Origin of the sequence: Proteiniphilum saccharofermentans (assembly GCF_900095135.1) — a bacterium.
Lineage (GTDB): Bacteria > Bacteroidota > Bacteroidia > Bacteroidales > Dysgonomonadaceae > Proteiniphilum > Proteiniphilum saccharofermentans.
The window spans coordinates 414,957-433,127 of sequence record NZ_LT605205.1 but is presented as its reverse complement, the minus strand read 5'-3'; the positions used below and the strand labels follow the sequence as shown (position 1 = coordinate 433,127).

Sequence of the window (18,171 nt, the reverse complement as noted above, 5' to 3'; positions counted from 1 at the left end):
GGTTCAAAATTAAAGATTACAGTCAAAGAAATCGACTCCAATCAATACATAATCAAGAGTCTTGACTCCCCGGAAATAGCATTAACTGTCGAGAAAGAACATTTTAAACGACTCAGTTACCGTATCTCAGACAAAATAAATGACTTGACACTCGGAATACTCCCTAAACCTGGGATATTCAACACTGAATATTATTCAGCTGATCAAATGCCCTCCACATATCTGATGGAAAATAAGGTGGAATGGGAGAAGATTATCGATGGTGTCCGATTATTTCACGAGAAACGATTAAAGTATCTCAAATCTCAAAGGGAACGATATTGGAATAGAGACCTTTCAACTGAAGAAGCATATAGTACCTCCATTGAGTTAAACCGTAAAAACTTCAGAAATATTCTTGGGGCAATAGATAAACGAGAACCGGTATCTATGACCAGAACAAATAAAGTGGCAGAAACTGTTAAATATACCGTCAGTGAGGTCTATTGGACTGTATTAAAAGAAATAATTCCCCGCCCGGCCTTACAAGATTGGCCGGCTTTGGATGTTCCAAAGAAAATTTTTGGAGAAGGACTTTTACTGGAACCCAAGGAGAAATCTAAAGGTTTTGTAATTGCAATTCCCGATGCAAATCAGGAACCGGAAGCGCTTATCGGGACAAAAGAGGGTATCGATTATCACTCACAATTCGCCCGTCGTTTAGTAGAAAATGGATATACGGTGGCAATTCCCGTTGTCATTGACCGATCGAATCGATGGTCGCGAGGAACCGACAGATCCTCCCGATCCTGGCTCTATGCTCAAACACATGAAATGGGACGAACTGTTACCGGTTACGAGATACAGAAAATGGAGGCGCTGATTGACTGGTTTGACCAACAAAGAGGTAAAGATCAAAAAATAGGAATCGCCGGTTACGGGGAAGGAGGGCTTTTGGCTTTCTACACCTCAGCACTCGATACCCGTGTGGAGGCTACTCTTGTAAGTGGTTATTTCGCTCCAAGAGAAGAGATTTGGAAAGAGCCTATTTATCGGAATGTATGGGGACTATTAAAAGAATTTGGAGATGCGGAAATAGCCAGTCTTATTGCTCCACGTTCGCTCATTATCGAATACAGCCAGGTACCATTTTACGATGGAAATAAAAATAATGGAAATAAGATTGAACCTCCCGGTGAGTTATGGACACATACTTTCATAGAAGTAGAATCAGAGTTTCATCGCATTTTTTCATTGACAGGGAATATAGGAAAACGTGTATTGTTAAAAAATGATTTAGACCAAACTTTGCCTTTCGGATCACAAAAAGCGATAAATACATTGATACATTTAATGGGGAATGAGAATCCCCGTCCTCTTTCAGATGAAATTCCAGATGATCTCCGTACAAATTTTGATTTCACCGCGCGGATGGGGCGTATGGTGGAACAAATGGTCGGACATACACAACTTCTGCTTAGAGATAGTGAATATGTCAGGGATGAATTTGTGCAAGAGTGGAAAAATAATGATCAGGAACAACTACGCACATTCTTTAAAGAAGAGATGGTGGGATGGACTTATCAGGATTTCTTACCTATTAATCCTAGAACCAGGCAAATTGAAGATCAACCGGGATATGTATGTTATGAAGTAATATTGGATGTTTTACCCAATATAGAGATGTGGGGGATTCTTCTTATTCCTAAAAGTATAAAACAAAATGAAAAACGACCGGTAGTGGTAATGCAACATGGCAGGGGTGGAAATCCTTATACTGCACTTACCGAAAATAATACCTATTACGGTATCGGGCGCCGATTGGCCGATATGGGATTTGTGGTTTTCACCCCTTTCGGCAACTGGACGGGTGAGACTCGTTTCAGATGGATCGACAGGATAGCTAAACCCTCTAAAAACACGCTTTGGTCAACTGTAGGCAGGCAACACCAACAATTAGTACGATGGTTCCAGACATTACCATTTATTGACCCGGATAGAATAGCTATCTACGGAAAAAGTATCGGGGGGCAGGCTGCATCCCTCATTGCATCCATGATGCCGGAATATGCATTGAGTATCAATTGCGCCTATTTTAACGAAAGTGCCAGAAAGAAATCATCGGTTTACTTTCCCACAAGTTTTGTTTTTCATGTTGATTCCGAAATGCCCATGTGGAACAGGGGACATACTCTTGAAGATGCAGAAATGGCTAATAGGCTTATATTTCCTCGACCATTTATGGTGGAACACGGGAAAAAGGACGGCATAGCGCCTCCCGGATGGGTTGAGCACGAATATGCCAAAATCCATAAATTTTACGATGAACAAGGAAAAGGAGACTTCACGGATATTGATCTACATGAGGGAGGACATATTATCAATGGAGTAAAAACTATTCCTTTTTTGCAGGAGCATCTTAAGTGGCCAAAAAAAATCAAAAAAATTTAATTACCAGAATAGTAGCATATTAAATAAAAAAGAATTATACATTTTTAAATCTTTATCACATGGACAAAGTTTTTTTATCAAAGAAAGAGTGTATGAAAAGATTTTTCTTTTTCTTACTAGTATCGTTGGTGTCGCTGAATACCTATTCTCAGGATTTTACTGTCCGGGGAAAAGTTTCAGACACAAATGGAGAACCCTTGATTGGGGTAAATGTTATAGAGAATGGAACCTTAAACGGGACTGTTACCGATATTGAGGGTAGGTTCGACCTAACTGTTTCGGATAGAAATGCGACATTGAAACTGACTTATATCGGATATGAAACCATGGAAGTCTCAATTGCCGGAAGAGTAAATATGGACATTACCATGGCTGAGTCCTCCAGCCAGTTGGATGAAGTTGTAGTCGTGGGTTACGGTACACAAAAGAAAGTAACTCTGACTGGTTCGGTAGACGCAATTTCAGGAAGTGAAATCCAAAACAGGTCGGGTGTACTTGTAAGTGATTTGATTAAAGGTGCTTCTCCTAACTTAAATATCTCCATGGGCATGCGTGGTGGGGAACCGGGTGCTACATCCACATGGAATATTAGAGGGTTAGGTTCAATTAATGCAAACGCAGCTCCATTAATTCTGGTGGATGGAGTAGAAGTCAATATCAACAACATCGACCCTGAATCCATAGAAAGTATCTCCGTATTAAAAGATGCATCTGCTTCAGCTATTTATGGATCAAGAGCGCCATTTGGCGTTGTGCTTATTACAACTAAGAAAGGAAAGCAAGGTCGGGTTAACGTGGAATACAGCAATAACCTGGGTATGAATACCCCCGTACGTTTTTCAAGTTTTGTGGATGCATTGACATGGGCTACAGCTTATAACCAGGCAAATGCAAATGCAGGGCTAACCCCGGTATATAGTGACGAACAAATGGAACGGATAAAAGGTTACATGAACGGCACCTTTCCCTATGAGTATGACCCGGAAAATCCTATAGATAACATTTGGGCCGGACGACGAAATGGAAATGCCAATTATAACTGGCCAAAGGTTTTACTTGCTGATCACTCATTCAATCAGAAACACCATGTCAATATATCGGGAGGTAGCGAAAGGACAAATTATTACCTATCCGGTGGATTAGTCGATCAGGATGGCATTTACCGGTATGGATATGATAATTATAAAAGATTCAATTTCCTTTCTAATTTAAATTCGCAAGTAACAGACTGGTTAAATGTCAGGACAGGGGTTAAATACGCCAAAGGGATGTCGGATTATCCAGTCGGACAAACCACTGTGGGGAGAGAGCATATGATTGGAGAAATGCTCACCTTTGCCCCTATGATGCCAATGTATAATATCAATGGAACGATACAAAGTCCGCTCGTTAGATGGCAGCAGGATTCTGGCAGGGATAAATGGGAAACAGGAGACTTTTTTGTAAACCTTGGTGCTGATCTAGAGCCTATCAAGGGTTGGGTTACCAGTTTCTCCTATAACTATAACGCGATTAACACACGGTCATTCTCACATCCAAAACCGGTGATGGTGGAATTGGGAACCGGCCAGTTCGGTAATGTCGGCAAACCGGAATCCAGTTGGGGAGTAGGTTATTCACAGGCTAATTATTCTTTAGTGAATGCCATCACATCATATGAAGCTACGTGGGACAATCATTATTTTAAGGGATTATTGGGATATGAGCAAGAGGAGAGGAAAAATACATCAATAACTGCATCAGGGACGGGCCTGATCACAGATGAAGTTCCCTCTCTAAAAACAGCGCTTGGAAACAAAACAGTTACAGATGGTATGAATCATTGGGCGACTCAGGGCGTTTTTGGTCGTATTAATTACAACTACAAAGAAAAATACCTGCTGGAAGCAAGTGCAAGGTACAACGGGTCTTCTCGGTTCTCACCGGATACCAGATGGGGATTCTTCCCGTCTGCCTCTGTAGGTTATGTCATCTCCAATGAAGAATTCTGGGAACCCATATACAGCGCAGTTAATAATCTCAAGATAAGAGCTTCATACGGTTCACTCGGCAATCAGAATGTTGGTCTTTACTCATACTTATCCACAATCGGCGTAGGAACTGAATTGAGTTGGATCATCGACGGAGAGAGACCCCAATATGCAAATCCCCCCGGATTAATTAGCAGTGACCTAACATGGGAAACCATAACTACTACCAATATTGGAGTGGATGCCGGATTTTTGAACAATCGATTGCAACTGACATTCGAATTGTACGATAGGGTAACAAGCAATATGTTGGGACCCACCGAACAACTACCATACCAATTAGGAGTTAGTACACCTCAAAAAAACAATGCCGAACTCTCCAATAAAGGATTCGAACTGATACTTTCCTGGAGAGATCGTATTTCATCCGATTTCTCATACGATGTAAAAGTGAGTTTAGGGGATAGTAGAGCAAAAATTCTAAAATATTTCAATGAAAAAGAATTGATCGACACTTGGTACCCGGGTAAAATGGTAGGTGAGATTTGGGGATATACCACCGACGGCATTATACAGGAAGAGGGAGAAGAAATACCCAACCAATCTAAGTTCTATGCAACATGGGGGCCTGGTGATATCAAATATAAAGATTTGAATGGTGATGGAAAAATTGATGACGGTACCAGAACCCTGAATGATTATGGCGATCTATCCCGGATTGGCAACACTACACCACGTTATAATTATAGTATATCCGGAGGATTTAACTGGAAAGATTTTGACTTCAACATGTTCTGGCAAGGGATAGGAAAACAAGATTATTTTCCACCTAACACTATGCAAGTTTTTTGGGGTATGTTAACAGCTACCGGTAGTTCCGGACTTTATGAAAATTCATGGACTATGGATTATTGGCGACCGGCAGACGAAACTAATATATTAGGTCCCAATACAAACGCCTATTTTGCAAAGCCCTATTTTTCAGCACAAACCAATAAAAACAGGCAAGTACAGACAAGATATCTCTTGAATGCAGCCTATCTTCGGTTGAAGAGTTTGCAAATCGGATACACACTCCCAACCCATATCTCGGAGAAAGTATTTTTACAAAGGGCAAGAATTTATCTATCCGGAGAGAATCTCTTAACTCTCACCAAGCTGCCTGACAATTTTGATCCGGAAACAACGATCGCATCCGACCCCGTAAATGATGGGTATCAGGCAGGGCGTATTTATCCTATTTCGAGAGTTTTCTCCGTAGGGATTAATTTAACATTCTAACTCAAAACATGTAATATTATGAAACGAATATATTTATATTTCAGCCTATTGTTTATTATTGGCTTAACATCTTGTAACGATGATTTTTTGAACCGTTACCCTTTGGATGCGATTGGGGAGGTAAGCTATTTTACTACTCCAAGTGACCTGAGGACATATATGAATAGCTTTTACAGTACCACATACTTTGCAAAATACCCCAATCATGGAGCTGACTTTGACAGCGACAACCAGGTAGGTACCAACGTGAACACTCGTTTGCAAGGAACCCGGGTAGTAGCTACCAGTGGAAGTATCGGTTTTGGCTGGATCAGGCGCGTTAATTACTTCTTCGATAATTATAAAAAAGTGGAGGAGAACTATGAGTTGAAAGACTATCAGCAATATCTGGGAGAAGCCTATTTCTTTAGGGCGCTATCTTACAATTCGATGTTGCGGCAATACGGTGATATACAATGGATAACCCATGCATTACAAACCGATTCCCCCGAGTTATATAATCCCAGAGATTCGCGTGATATAGTGGCTACTAATATCATCTTGGCCCTGGATTCAGCCGCCATGTATCTTACAACGGATAAAACTAAAGGACAAGGGCGTGTAAATAAATGGATGGCTTTGTTAATTCAGAGTAGAGTGGCTCTTTATGAAGGCACCTGGCAAAAATATCATGCAGGGACTCCTTTCGGAGTGCCAGGAGGAAATCCTGAAAAATATTTGCAGAAAGCGGCACAGGCAGCTTTGGAACTAATAGAATCAGGGCCTTATGACATCTATACTACGGGTGATCCATTGAATGATTACCGCGAATTATTCGCATTACAAGATTATTCTAATAATGAAGAAATTATGTTCTGGCGGGAATATAACAATGAAATTACAAAAGGGCATCAAGATTTCACAAATGATCGAAATCACAGGATGGAATTTCCAAATGATAATTCAATAACAAAGCAACTTGCTGATTCCTATCTCTGTATTGACGGAAAACCGATCAGTGTAAGCCCTTTGTTTGAAGGACATGAAACTCTGAAAGATGAAATGAAGAACAGAGATCCTCGATTTTTTCAAAATATCGCACCCCATGATGGAGTATGGCGGATACACAAAGACGGTACTGTTGAATATTGGGAACAAGTTTATAACAAGTTGAACACAAATGCAGCACATAATTCACCCGGAGGATATATCAATATTAAAGGATACAACCCTGATATGAATTACCATGTGCAGCAATATGAAGAATCTCCGGGCATCATCTACAGATATGCGGAAGCCCTTTTAAATTTTGCCGAAGCCAAAGCAGAACTTGGCACCATTACCCAGCAAGACATCGACATAAGTATCAATAAACTAAGAAAGAGGGTAGGAATGCCAGATCTGAAAATGGATAATATTGTTACAGATCCGGATTGGGATTTTCCCACACTTTCACCTCTTATCAACGAAATCAGACGGGAAAGACGCATTGAGCTTGCATGTGAAGGATACCGTTGGGGCGATATTGCCCGTTGGGCGGCAGCTGATGAATTGATTATAGGGAAAAGACCTAAAGGATTCAAAGCATCACAGTTAGCAGTTAATCCATTCCCTGTGGATGAAGACGGATTTTTAGATCCGTTTCAAAAGGCTGTACCAAATGGATATGGATTCGTACCCGGTAGAGACTATCTGAACTCCATCCCAATCTCTGAATTAGTATTAAATCCGAATCTAACCCAGAATCCGGGCTGGGAAGGAATTGATTAGCCATTATCTGTAAAGTTGTGGGATCTCTTTCCCACAACTTTACAGATATATATTCAAACAACAAGATCACTATTTTTCGATTTATCTCACGATGACATCTCGAAGACAATTTATATTAAGCAGTATCGGAGCGTTAGGCGGAATCTCCATTCTGAATTCAGGTTGCATGCAGACTACAAATAAAGAAGCAGATACATCCTCATATGCAGATTCTCTACAGTCTTTGCAAGGAAGTATTACAATTGCCCATACCAGTTCTCAATTCGAACGGGAACCGCTCATTAGTCCTTTCGGGTTTAAAGGTGGATACCTCTCGGAGTTATGGCAAGCTATCAGTTATCTGCAGAGTGAGAACGGTAAACATGCTATCGGGTTGGGAACACAAAGTGTTTTGTGGTCGGATGAAAAAATTTTCTCCTCCCATTCTGAAGCAGGAGGGAATACCTATATGTATGCCTTGACAGAGCGGGCACTTCATCTGCTTAATAAAGTTTCGTTTAGTTCTCCTATGGATTTGATTGATCCGTTATTTGAAGAAATTTATAAATATGGAAAATTGGTAACGTCCAATCCTGACCTTCGTAAAACATTTGCGCTGAATGCCCTGGTATCGGTCGATAATGCCCTCTGGCTCCTTTATGCAAAAGAGAATGGGATTACTAATTTTGACAGATTGATACCTCAGGAGTTCCAATCCACGTTCTCGGAAAAACATGCGAAGCTGGCTGCAATTCCCCTGATTTCCTATAATGTAAATCCTGAAGGACTCAGAAAAGAAGTGGATATGGGATACTTCTTTATGAAAATAAAAATCGGGCAAGCGGGTACCCAGCAGGAAATGCTTGAGAAAGATAAAAACCGGCTTCGGGAAATACACAACATATTGAAAGATATCCGGACTCCCTACACAGAAAATGAGAAATTGCCTTATTACTTCGATGCCAACGGCAGGTATGAATCAAAAGATATGTTCAACAGATTTTTAGATTATGCCGGGAAAATTGGAGCATTCGATCAAATTGTGATGATCGAAGAACCTTTTCCTGAGAAGATGGAAATAGATGTGTCAGATATCCCTATACGCTTAGCGGCGGATGAAAGTGCGCATACCGATAAAGATACCATCGAGCGGATTCAGATGGGATACAAAGCAATAGCACTCAAACCCATCGCAAAAACACTCAGTATGACAATGAAAATAGCCAAAGCTGCCACAGATAGGGGTATTCCCTGTTTCTGTGCTGACCTGACAGTCAATCCAGTGCTGGTAGAATGGAATAAGAATATTGCTGCACGGCTTAAATCATTTCCCGGCTTGGGAAATTTAGGCTTGGTGGAGAGCAACGGGCATCAAAACTATGTAAATTGGAATAAAATGCAGCAATATTTTCCACAGCATGATGCTTCATGGGTGGGTGTGAAAGAGGGGTTTTATTATACTAACGACGAATATTTCAACAATGGGGGAGGCATTTTTGATCCCATCCCTCATTACGAAGCTATTTTCAATAAATAAGTAATCACACATAAAAAAATAAGTTATGAAAGAAAAAACAACGCGTAGAGATTTCCTCAAAAAATCATCGATGGTTGCAGCCGGAATATCGATTTCCGGAGCCGGTATTGCTTCACCGAAAGCCCCTATAATTGACACGAGACAGAGGATTATCGGAGCAAATGATAGAGTCCGTGTTGGTTTTATCGGTGTCGGCAATCGTGGAACACAGCTTTTGCATTTATTTATGGAGCAACCGGATTGTGAAGTGGCTGCCTTGTGTGATGTGTACCAACCTTATGTCACTCGCGATTATTCAACGGTTATTGACCGTTATAAAAAAGACATGGGTAGTAGGATTCCTAAGATGGGTGAGAATTTTCCCAAAAGCGTAAAACAGTTTAAGGATTACCGTCAATTGTTAGAAGATAAAAGTATCGATGCTGTATGTATTGCAACACCCGATCACTGGCATGCTTTGCAAACAATTGATGCCATCAATGCCGGAAAAGATGTGTTTGTTGAGAAACCTTTGTCGAAAACAATTGCTGAAGGACGCAGGATGGTTGAAGTGGGAAAAAGCAGCAGGCAAATAATAAGCGTTGGACTCAACAGACGGGGAGCACCTACTTTTCAAAAATTGGCGAAAGAAATACCTGCCGGGAAAATTGGTAAAATAACTTTTGCTTCAGCATGTCATGTAAGTAATATGTATCCGAATGGTATCGGGAGATTACAACCCGAAACTCCACCCAAAGATTTTGATTGGGATATGTGGCTGGGACCAAGAGCTTACAGGCCATATCAATATAATATAGCACCGTATATGTTCCGTTGGTGGGAAGATTATGCCAACCAGATCTCGAATAACGGGGTTCATTATTTAGACCTGCTTCGATGGCTGATAAATGAAGAAGCTCCTATTGCCGTCAGTGCGCATGGAGGTAAATATGTTGTCGACGATGACCGTACAATTCCCGATACGATGCATGTTACCTATGAATTCAGATCGGGTGTACTGGTTACGTTGAGCATTTTGGAAGCAAGTTCCGCCAGTTTTATCCCCCATGGATTCCTTGAATTAAGGGGAACAAAAGGGACATTACACACAGGAGAAAATGACTACAAGATCACTCCTACCAGTGCCGGACAGTTCCAAACGTGGAAACCCATGATAAATCAGGAAGACTATTCTCTGGATAAAGATGATACTCTTCTGATTGATGGGAGTTATAAGAATAGTGCCTTCAGCCTGATACGGAATTTTCTGGATTGTGTAAAATCGCGTGAAGAACCTTGGGCTACATTAGAAATAGGCCATAGATCCACGACAATGGCACACCTTGGGACGATCGCCATGATGACGCGTGAAAGACTTGAATGGGATGCAGTAAATGAACGATTCACAAATTCCGATATTGCAAACAGATATTTATCCTACGAATACAGGAAACCCTGGAAACTGTGATAATGTGAATAAAGATATTTCCGAAGAAATTATATAAACCTATTTTATAATAACAAACTATGAAGCTACTGAGGAGGGATTTTTTAAAAGGGCTGGCGACAGTCCCTTTTTTGGGATATTTTGCTTTTGGGTTTAAAGATAATATCACTAAACAAATCAGGAAAAAAAGTATTGATTACAACCAGAGATTAAAAATAGACAGACTTGAAGCACCTTATGAAAAACTAGTACCTCCGACTGGCAATCAGGGAAATAAACTCCGGATTGGACTGGTGGGAAACGGTTGGCGCGGTGAGCAATTGTTGCAGAAATTCGGATATCTCCATCCTGATATAATAAAACAACACACGACCAATGGTGAAGCCTCAAAATGGCTACGGGATGTAATGGCACAGGAAGACCTGAATGTTGAAATAACGGGTATTTGTGACGTTTTTGATGTCCACACCCAACGGGGAGTAGAAATCTCCCGGCATAATGTTCTCGGAGGAAATAATCAGGAACGAAAAGCCGCCGAAATATTCCAGTCCTACCGGGACATGGTAAAAAGCGACAATATTGATGCAATTGTAATAGCTACAGCGGATCATTCACATGCTCCTATTGCTATAGCTGCGGCCAAAGCCGGGAAGCATGTCTACCTGGAAAAGCCTATGACACATAGTATAGAAGAAGCCATCGAGCTAAGGGATACTATAAAACAAACCGGTGTCGTTTTTCAACTAGGACATCAAAACAGGCAACAGATGAGTTATAAGGTAGGACGTGAATTAGTCCAAAAAGGCCTATTGGGCGAAATAACACAGGTTGAAACTTATACCAACAGAAACACTTTGTTTGGTGCCTGGATAAGGGATGATGCCTTCGATCATAAACTCGGGAATGAGAGCAATATAAACTGGGAGGAATTTTTATGTAACGCACCATGGCATGAGTTTGACCTTAAGCGTTTCTTCAGTTGGCAACGTTACAGTGATTATGGGACCAGTGTTACAGGAAACGACTTTGCACATTGGTATGATTGTGTGAATCAAGTGCTGGACCTGGGAATACCAGAATCAGTGGTAGCCCTGGGTGGACAATATTACTATAAGACTCACGGGGATATGCCGGATGTACTCAATGTCATCTTCAGTTATCCCGAAAAAGGCTTATCCATGACATATGATGCTACCCTAAAGAATGGAAACTTCCGGCAATCCCGAATCTTAGGTTCCGAAGCATCTTTAGATATTGACAGCGCTGTTCGAATGTCCAAGGATCGTAATTCAGAAATGTTTAAAGACGTAAAAATAGACTCTGAGGAACCTCTTTATTATTATGAGCCCAGAATGGATATCGATGCGGTCTCGACAGCAACATCAAGAGCCTATTTTAAAGGCGGATATGGACCCACATTCATAGACGGAAGAATAATCGATGTTACATTCCTGCATGTGAAAGAGTGGATTGATGCTATTCGGGGGCATGGGAAACCCAGTTGCGACATTGATAAAGGTTTTGAGGAATCGGTTACTTTCAATCTGGCCAATCTGGCATATGTGCATAAAAAACCCGTAAGATGGGACAGCATAAATGAAAAAGCGATTATAGGCTAATTATTTCCATACTGATAAAATTTAAATAAAATGAAGCATAACACTATAAAGTCAGATTATTCAAATTGGCAAATAAGTGCATTAACGATACTACGGGTTCTTATTGGATGGCATTTTTTATACGAGGGATTGGTAAAAATCTATACTCCGGGCTGGACTGCCAAAAATTATTTGCTCAACTCGGTAGGACCGTTCTCTTCCTTTTTCAAATCGATCGCACAATCAGACCAAATATTAAACATTGCCGATACTTTGAATGAATGGGGATTAATCTTAATTGGATTAAGTTTATTTGTCGGTCTATTCTGCAGACTATCTTCATTTTTTGGTATGGCTCTTTTGGCTTTTTATTATCTCTCTTACCCTCCTTTTGCAGACTTGGGGGTTGAAGCCTATGTTGAAGGCAATTATTGGATTGTAAATAGGAACTTGATTGAAATAGCTGCACTTCTTATTTTGGTGGTATTCCCTTCAAGCCATATCACGGGACTAGATCGATTTATTTTCTTGAACAAGAAAAATAAATCGGACAATAACCCTTCATGATCAGATAGTTCGGAATATTGGATTTCGGGGCAATCCCGATAAGAAAAAAATCAGATGAAAGTTATAATATCCTTTTATTTGCTCTTTCTTAATATTTTTGGTTTTTATATGGCTGCATACTCAAGCACTATGCAGGATGATAACTCTAAAAGTATTTCTGTCAAATTTGAGGCAGAGTCATCTATTATTAATCCCCAATATATGGAGGTTGTAAATGATAATAGATTGTCACAATATAAGGGTATAGCTCTTAAAGAAAAAGCTTCAAGTGCAATTAAAGGAGAAAGAACGGATCCTGATCTTTTCTTTGAAATTACATTGCCGCAAGGACGCTATATTCTGAGAACCCACACCTTCACAGATTGTGAAGGTGCTGAATTGATGAAGAAGGCAACGAGTAAATTTGAATCACTCTACACAAGAATCCAAATTGATAATGAACGTCCTACTCAAAGGGTAATTTACGTACCCTGGGATGTGAGAACACAGACTTTAGGCATATTTTATTTCAAAGGAGACAAACAAAGTTTAAAACTATGGCTTCCAAAGGGGGTAAGGCTTGACTATATCCAAATTCAGAGCTATACTCCTCCTCCAATACCAGATCGTGTGGCAGATTACATTCCCCCATATACACCTCCTCCCGGCAGACCTCGTCTCTGGCTTAACAATCAATCCCTGGATATCATAAAAGAGCGCCTCAATAAAGGCGAGAATAAAGTATATTGGGAAAAACTATCTAATAAAGCCCTTACACCTTATAACATAGAATATGAATATAATAAAGAAATAACCTACGACCCAGAACTGGAAACTACTGCCAGATATAAAGCTTTCTACTATTTGATGACAAACGACAAAGTTATAGGGGAGGAAGCCATCAAGCTAATGACAGGATATCTCTCCAGGGTTGAGTTTGGAAATCTGCTGGATATTACACGGGAGATTGGGAGAGCAATATACAGTGCTTCTTTGGTATATGACTGGTGTTACGAATTAATGAGTACGAATGACCGGAAAATATTATTCGAAAACCTGATACGGCTCGCGGAAGAAATGGAGATTGGATGGCCTCCTTTCAAACAGTCAGTGCTGACCGGACACGGCAGTGAAGCACAAATACATAGGGATTTACTCGCAATGAGCATTGCCATATACGACGAGGCCCCTATGCCATATAAGTATTGTTCATACCGTATACTTGAGGAATTGGTTCCCATGAGAAACTGGCAATACCAATCACCAAGACATAACCAGGGTGTAAATTACGGAGCATACAGAAGTCAGTGGGATATTCATGCAGCATGGCTCTTTTACAGGATGGCAGGTAAGGAGGTTTTTGACAAGAATTTGAAACGTTTTCCTTATTATTGGTTGTATATGAGGCTTCCAAATGGTCAAATGCTTCGCGATGGGGATGGATTTAATACCGGTAAACCGGAAGAATTCTACTACTGGAAAAGCCCGGAAACTCTATTTCTCTTTTATACATACGCGAATGATTCTAAACTGAAAGGAGAATTTATGCGTCAGGGAGGAGCCATTAACGATCCCATGCTCTTTTTATTGCTTAACGATCCTGACCTGAAAGCTGACGAAAACCTAAAAGATCTCCCCTTAAGTATCGATTTTGGGCCTATACTCGGATCGATGATAGCCAGAACAGGCTGGAATATCGGGATGGAGAGTGATGATGTGGTAGCCGAGATCAAAGGAGGAGGATACCATTTCGGGAATCATCAACATAGCGATGCCGGATCGTTACAACTCTTTTATCGTGGATTTCAGGTTGCCGACCTAGGGGTGTACGGTTTTTACGGTACACCTTACGACATGAACTTCAACAAAAGATCCATCTCTCACAGTATGATGCTGGCGGTTGATCCGGATGAGTTTTTTGATAATAGGGTCACATCCAATGATGGAGGGACAAGATTTAACCAACGACATCCTGACTCTCCGGAAGTTGCAATGAACGACCCCTGGTTCAATAATGGAACCGTTATCTCAACAGATTTCGGCCCTTCAAGCAAAACACCCCGGTTCAGTTATTTTTCAGTAAATTTAAAGAACGCATATTCTGACAAGATAGAAGATTATACAAGGCAGTTCTGTTTTGTCAATCTTGAGAATGACACCATACCTGCCCTTATTGTACTAATGGATAAAATGATAACAGCAAATCCGAATTTTAAAAAATATTGGCAAATTAACAGTCACACAAAACCTGTAATCTCTAATGGGAGATTTGTACTAGAGAACAGAATGAGAGAGAGGGTAGGAAAAACCTACGTACAACTTTTGACTCCAAAAAGCGGTACCTACTCAGTAGAACTCCTCAGCGGCAGAGATGCTAATAGCTCTTTTGGCACAAAATATGAAATTCCCAGCAGAGAAATGACTAGAAATCTTCCGGAAACGAATGGGCATCGTTTTATGGTATCACCTCTCAAACCACAAAAATCTGATCACTTCCTTGCTTCATTTCAAGTGGTTGCAGGGGATCAAAAACCAATTGATATCAGTTGTACAGAAACAAACGACAACTATTTTCTCTCCTTTGAAGATTATCTGCTTGCGATCAATAAAGAGACAGAGTTAACCGACAGTCCATTTCCCATGGTAGTGCCGGAATGTGGCCACCCTACACAGCAAGTAGTGATAATGGGGCTTAAAGAAGGACTATGGAATATCTCCAATGATCCTGGTAGTGTCAACTTTGACGTTGAAGTACTTCCTGATAAAAATACAATTTACTTCCAAATGACCTCCGGGACATATAAAATCACTCCAAGAAAGTAATCCTATGCTCTTTTATTTATTCATATTCATCGGCAAAATAAGTACATGAAGAAGTGAAAACTTAAATTTATTTTCTGGTAACTATAAGCTCAGTTATAACTGAACTTGATGTAGTAAACCTCTCTCGACAGATAAATAAATGATAAAATTTCGCATATTAAGTAATTATCTTTAAATTAGGCATTTCATAGTAGTAAATAAAAGAACAAAATTATGGGTAAAATATCGCGAAGATCATTTTTAAAAGCATCGTTAACAACAGCTTCGGGTTTAGCCTTGTCACACGTGGATGGGTTTCCTAAAGAAGTAACAAAGAAAAATGTAAAACTAAAGTTCGATGCAAAAGGATTACCGACCACGGTCTTAGGAAAAACTGGTGTTATTGTACCTCGATTAGCTTTTGGGTTAGGAAGTCGTTTCTGTAATAATAAAAATGAGGAAGAGGCCATCGCCCTACTGGAGAAAGCCTTGGATGAGGGTTTATATTATTGGGATACGGCGAGCGATTACAGCAGTAGTGACGGTAAAGTTATAAGTGAAGAAAGAGTTGGCCGGGTATTAAAAAATCAAAGGAACAGAGTATTCCTGTCCACAAAAGTCCTTCCAAGAGATCCGAATGAAGCACTAAGAAGTATAGAACTCAGTCTAAAGAGATTACAAACCGATCACGTGGATGTTCTGAATATACATGCCGTGAACTCTCTTGAAGACAATAAAAATATCCTTAAGAAAGGAGGGCTACTTGATATTTTGTATCGGATGAAGGAAGAGAAAGTAACTCGCTTTATTGGTTTTTCAGGTCATGCTGATCCGTTAGCATTGACCGATTTGATCGAAAAAGGAAATTTTGACTGTATGATAGTGGCTATGAATCATTACCCGAAAGGGTTGGATACAAGTACGACCAGAATAGAACAGGTTGTTCCGAAAGCCAAAGAGAAAAATATGGGAGCTATCCTCATGAAAGTGATACGTCCGTTGGACACTATTGAAGGTATAAGCCTAAATGCAGAGAATTTGATACGTTACGCCCTCTCATTAGAAAATATTGACGGTATCACAGTAGGAATGGACAACATGAAAGTATTGGAGTCAAACCTAAAAACACTTAGAGAATTTACTCCTATGAATATCCAGGAAAAGAAGGAAATAACACTTGCATTAACTCCTTTTTTTAATCATGAGAATTTGCCATGGATGAACGAGGAGTATCGCGACGGTAACTGGACGTAGATCTGCTGGGAACAGGTTATCCCGACAGGACAAATCCTATACTACCCTCCCCTGTAATGGAAATAAACGAAAAATATATCGAAGCAAGCATAGGGTTGATGGGTTATCTAGCCCTATAATATCTTGTAAAAAACGTTTTTTGAGAATTTAACTGCGTGAACTCAACCTTTACGCATTATTAATTTATCCATTTTTGTAAGCGAATACTACCGGATTATAAATTTTAGAAGGGCGTTCCCGAAAAAAGAGATTAACGAATTTACTCTACCAATAATATTAGTTAGATATGAAATCTATTTTGATGTATCCGTTGTCCTTATTGTTTTTATTCTTTCAAATCGGAGTAATGAATGCCGAGGAATTATTACCATACGACAAGGACAACAAGTCTATTTGCGTAAAACCCGAAGATTTTGAAGGCCGTAACATTTCGGAGAAAATATCGAATGCTCTTGATTTTTTAAAAAAATGCAATGGCGGAATCATCCTATTTAAAGATAATCCATTATACCTGATTTCAGAGTCAATCTGTCTCCCTTCCAATACAAAAATGATCATTGATGGCTGTAAAATTAAACTTGCGGATCATGTTTTTGACAATATTATTCGTTCCGACAATTTTGAGATAGATAAAAATAATCCTAATGGATATGTAAAAAAACTATTACCTGCACAAAATATCCGTATTGTAGGACTGAATGGAGCAACTGTAGAAGGAGCAGACTTTTTCTATGAAGGAATTAATCCCAAAACAGGCATAAAAGAACAATGGTTAGGAGATTTTTGGGGATGGCGGAATTTTTCCATATTACTTTCATACGTAGATGGTTTTGAAATCTCCGGATTGAAAGTAACCAAAACGCATAGTTGGGCTATCGTTGTGACGAATGGGTGTAAGAATGGTCATATTCATACAATTGATTTCAAAACTACTGTAAAGAATGGTGATGGTATAGATATTATTCAGGGCGGCTCTAATATTCTGATTGAAAATATTACTGGTGAGACATCAGACGACACCATTGTATTTGGTGCTTTTGATGAATCTAGATGGAGTAATGAGAAATATATCTTTCCTCTACTTCCTGTAAGATATTCAGATTATTCTTACGGTGCAGATATGCATGATATTGTTTGTCGTAATGTTAATACATCGGGAAACCATCATGTGTTGATTATTCTTCCCTCAAGGACAAGGATATATAATATTTTCTGCTCTAATATTTCCGATAATCCGAAAGGTGGAAAAAGGAAGATAATACGGATCTACGGAAACGGACAATATGGCCAAGGGTTTAAGGCTGGAAATATGTATAATATTTACATGAATGATATTCGTTCATATAAGGCTGATATTGCATTAGAACTTCTTGCTCCTGTATATGATTCGCACTTTAATAAAATCGTTCAACTCAATTATACGGGATTGGATATTAAAATGGATTCAACTTGCATAAACACGAATTTTACAAATATCCACAAAACACAATCAGTGAAGTAAGTTAAATGTAATTCATTGATAATTAATATAATAATTATTTATAATTGACTTTGGTAGAAATATCCAAAGTAATAAGTATTGTTTAATTTTGCCAGCAT

Annotated in this window: 10 protein-coding genes; all 10 read left to right on the top strand. The window is 39.6% G+C overall.

Annotated features, from left to right (window positions below):
- The first annotated feature begins 207 nt into the window (after nucleotides 1-207).
- The 10 genes from PSM36_RS01605 to PSM36_RS01560 all read left to right on the top strand — a co-directional run bounded on the left by PSM36_RS01605 (nucleotide 208) and on the right by PSM36_RS01560 (nucleotide 18,073).
- Nucleotides 208-2,430 carry an alpha/beta hydrolase family protein gene (locus tag PSM36_RS01605; RefSeq protein WP_161947537.1) on the top strand — a complete coding sequence of 741 codons (2,223 nt, stop codon included), beginning with the start codon at nucleotides 208-210 and terminating at the stop codon, nucleotides 2,428-2,430.
- 92 nt (nucleotides 2,431-2,522) lie between these two features.
- Nucleotides 2,523-5,681, top strand: a complete 3,159-nt coding sequence (locus tag PSM36_RS01600) for a SusC/RagA family TonB-linked outer membrane protein (RefSeq protein ID WP_083711122.1) — start codon at nucleotides 2,523-2,525, stop codon at nucleotides 5,679-5,681.
- 18 nt (nucleotides 5,682-5,699) lie between these two features.
- Entirely contained in the window at nucleotides 5,700-7,430 is a 1,731-nt protein-coding gene (locus PSM36_RS01595) for a RagB/SusD family nutrient uptake outer membrane protein (protein WP_076928496.1), read from the top strand.
- 166 nt (nucleotides 7,431-7,596) lie between these two features.
- Complete coding sequence (locus PSM36_RS01590) at nucleotides 7,597-8,946, top strand: mandelate racemase/muconate lactonizing enzyme family protein (RefSeq protein ID WP_076931976.1); 1,350 nt, start codon at nucleotides 7,597-7,599, stop codon at nucleotides 8,944-8,946.
- 25 nt (nucleotides 8,947-8,971) lie between these two features.
- Nucleotides 8,972-10,393 (top strand): Gfo/Idh/MocA family protein, encoded by a 1,422-nt coding sequence (locus tag PSM36_RS01585; RefSeq protein ID WP_154670943.1) that lies wholly within the window; start codon nucleotides 8,972-8,974, stop codon nucleotides 10,391-10,393.
- Between the two features lie 59 nt (nucleotides 10,394-10,452).
- On the top strand, nucleotides 10,453-11,991 hold the full coding sequence (locus PSM36_RS01580) for a Gfo/Idh/MocA family protein (protein WP_076928495.1): 1,539 nt from the start codon (nucleotides 10,453-10,455) through the stop codon (nucleotides 11,989-11,991).
- 30 nt (nucleotides 11,992-12,021) lie between these two features.
- Nucleotides 12,022-12,537: a DoxX family membrane protein gene (locus PSM36_RS01575; RefSeq protein WP_076928494.1), complete on the top strand. Its 516-nt coding sequence runs from the start codon at nucleotides 12,022-12,024 to the stop codon at nucleotides 12,535-12,537.
- 54 nt (nucleotides 12,538-12,591) lie between these two features.
- Complete coding sequence (locus PSM36_RS01570; protein ID WP_076928493.1) at nucleotides 12,592-15,339, top strand: hypothetical protein; 2,748 nt, start codon at nucleotides 12,592-12,594, stop codon at nucleotides 15,337-15,339.
- 213 nt (nucleotides 15,340-15,552) lie between these two features.
- A complete protein-coding gene (locus PSM36_RS01565; protein ID WP_076928492.1) occupies nucleotides 15,553-16,572 on the top strand; it encodes an aldo/keto reductase in 1,020 nt (339 codons plus the stop codon).
- A gap of 286 nt (nucleotides 16,573-16,858) precedes the next feature.
- Entirely contained in the window at nucleotides 16,859-18,073 is a 1,215-nt protein-coding gene (locus tag PSM36_RS01560) for a glycoside hydrolase family protein (RefSeq protein WP_076928491.1), read from the top strand.
- The last annotated feature ends 98 nt before the right edge of the window (nucleotides 18,074-18,171 follow it).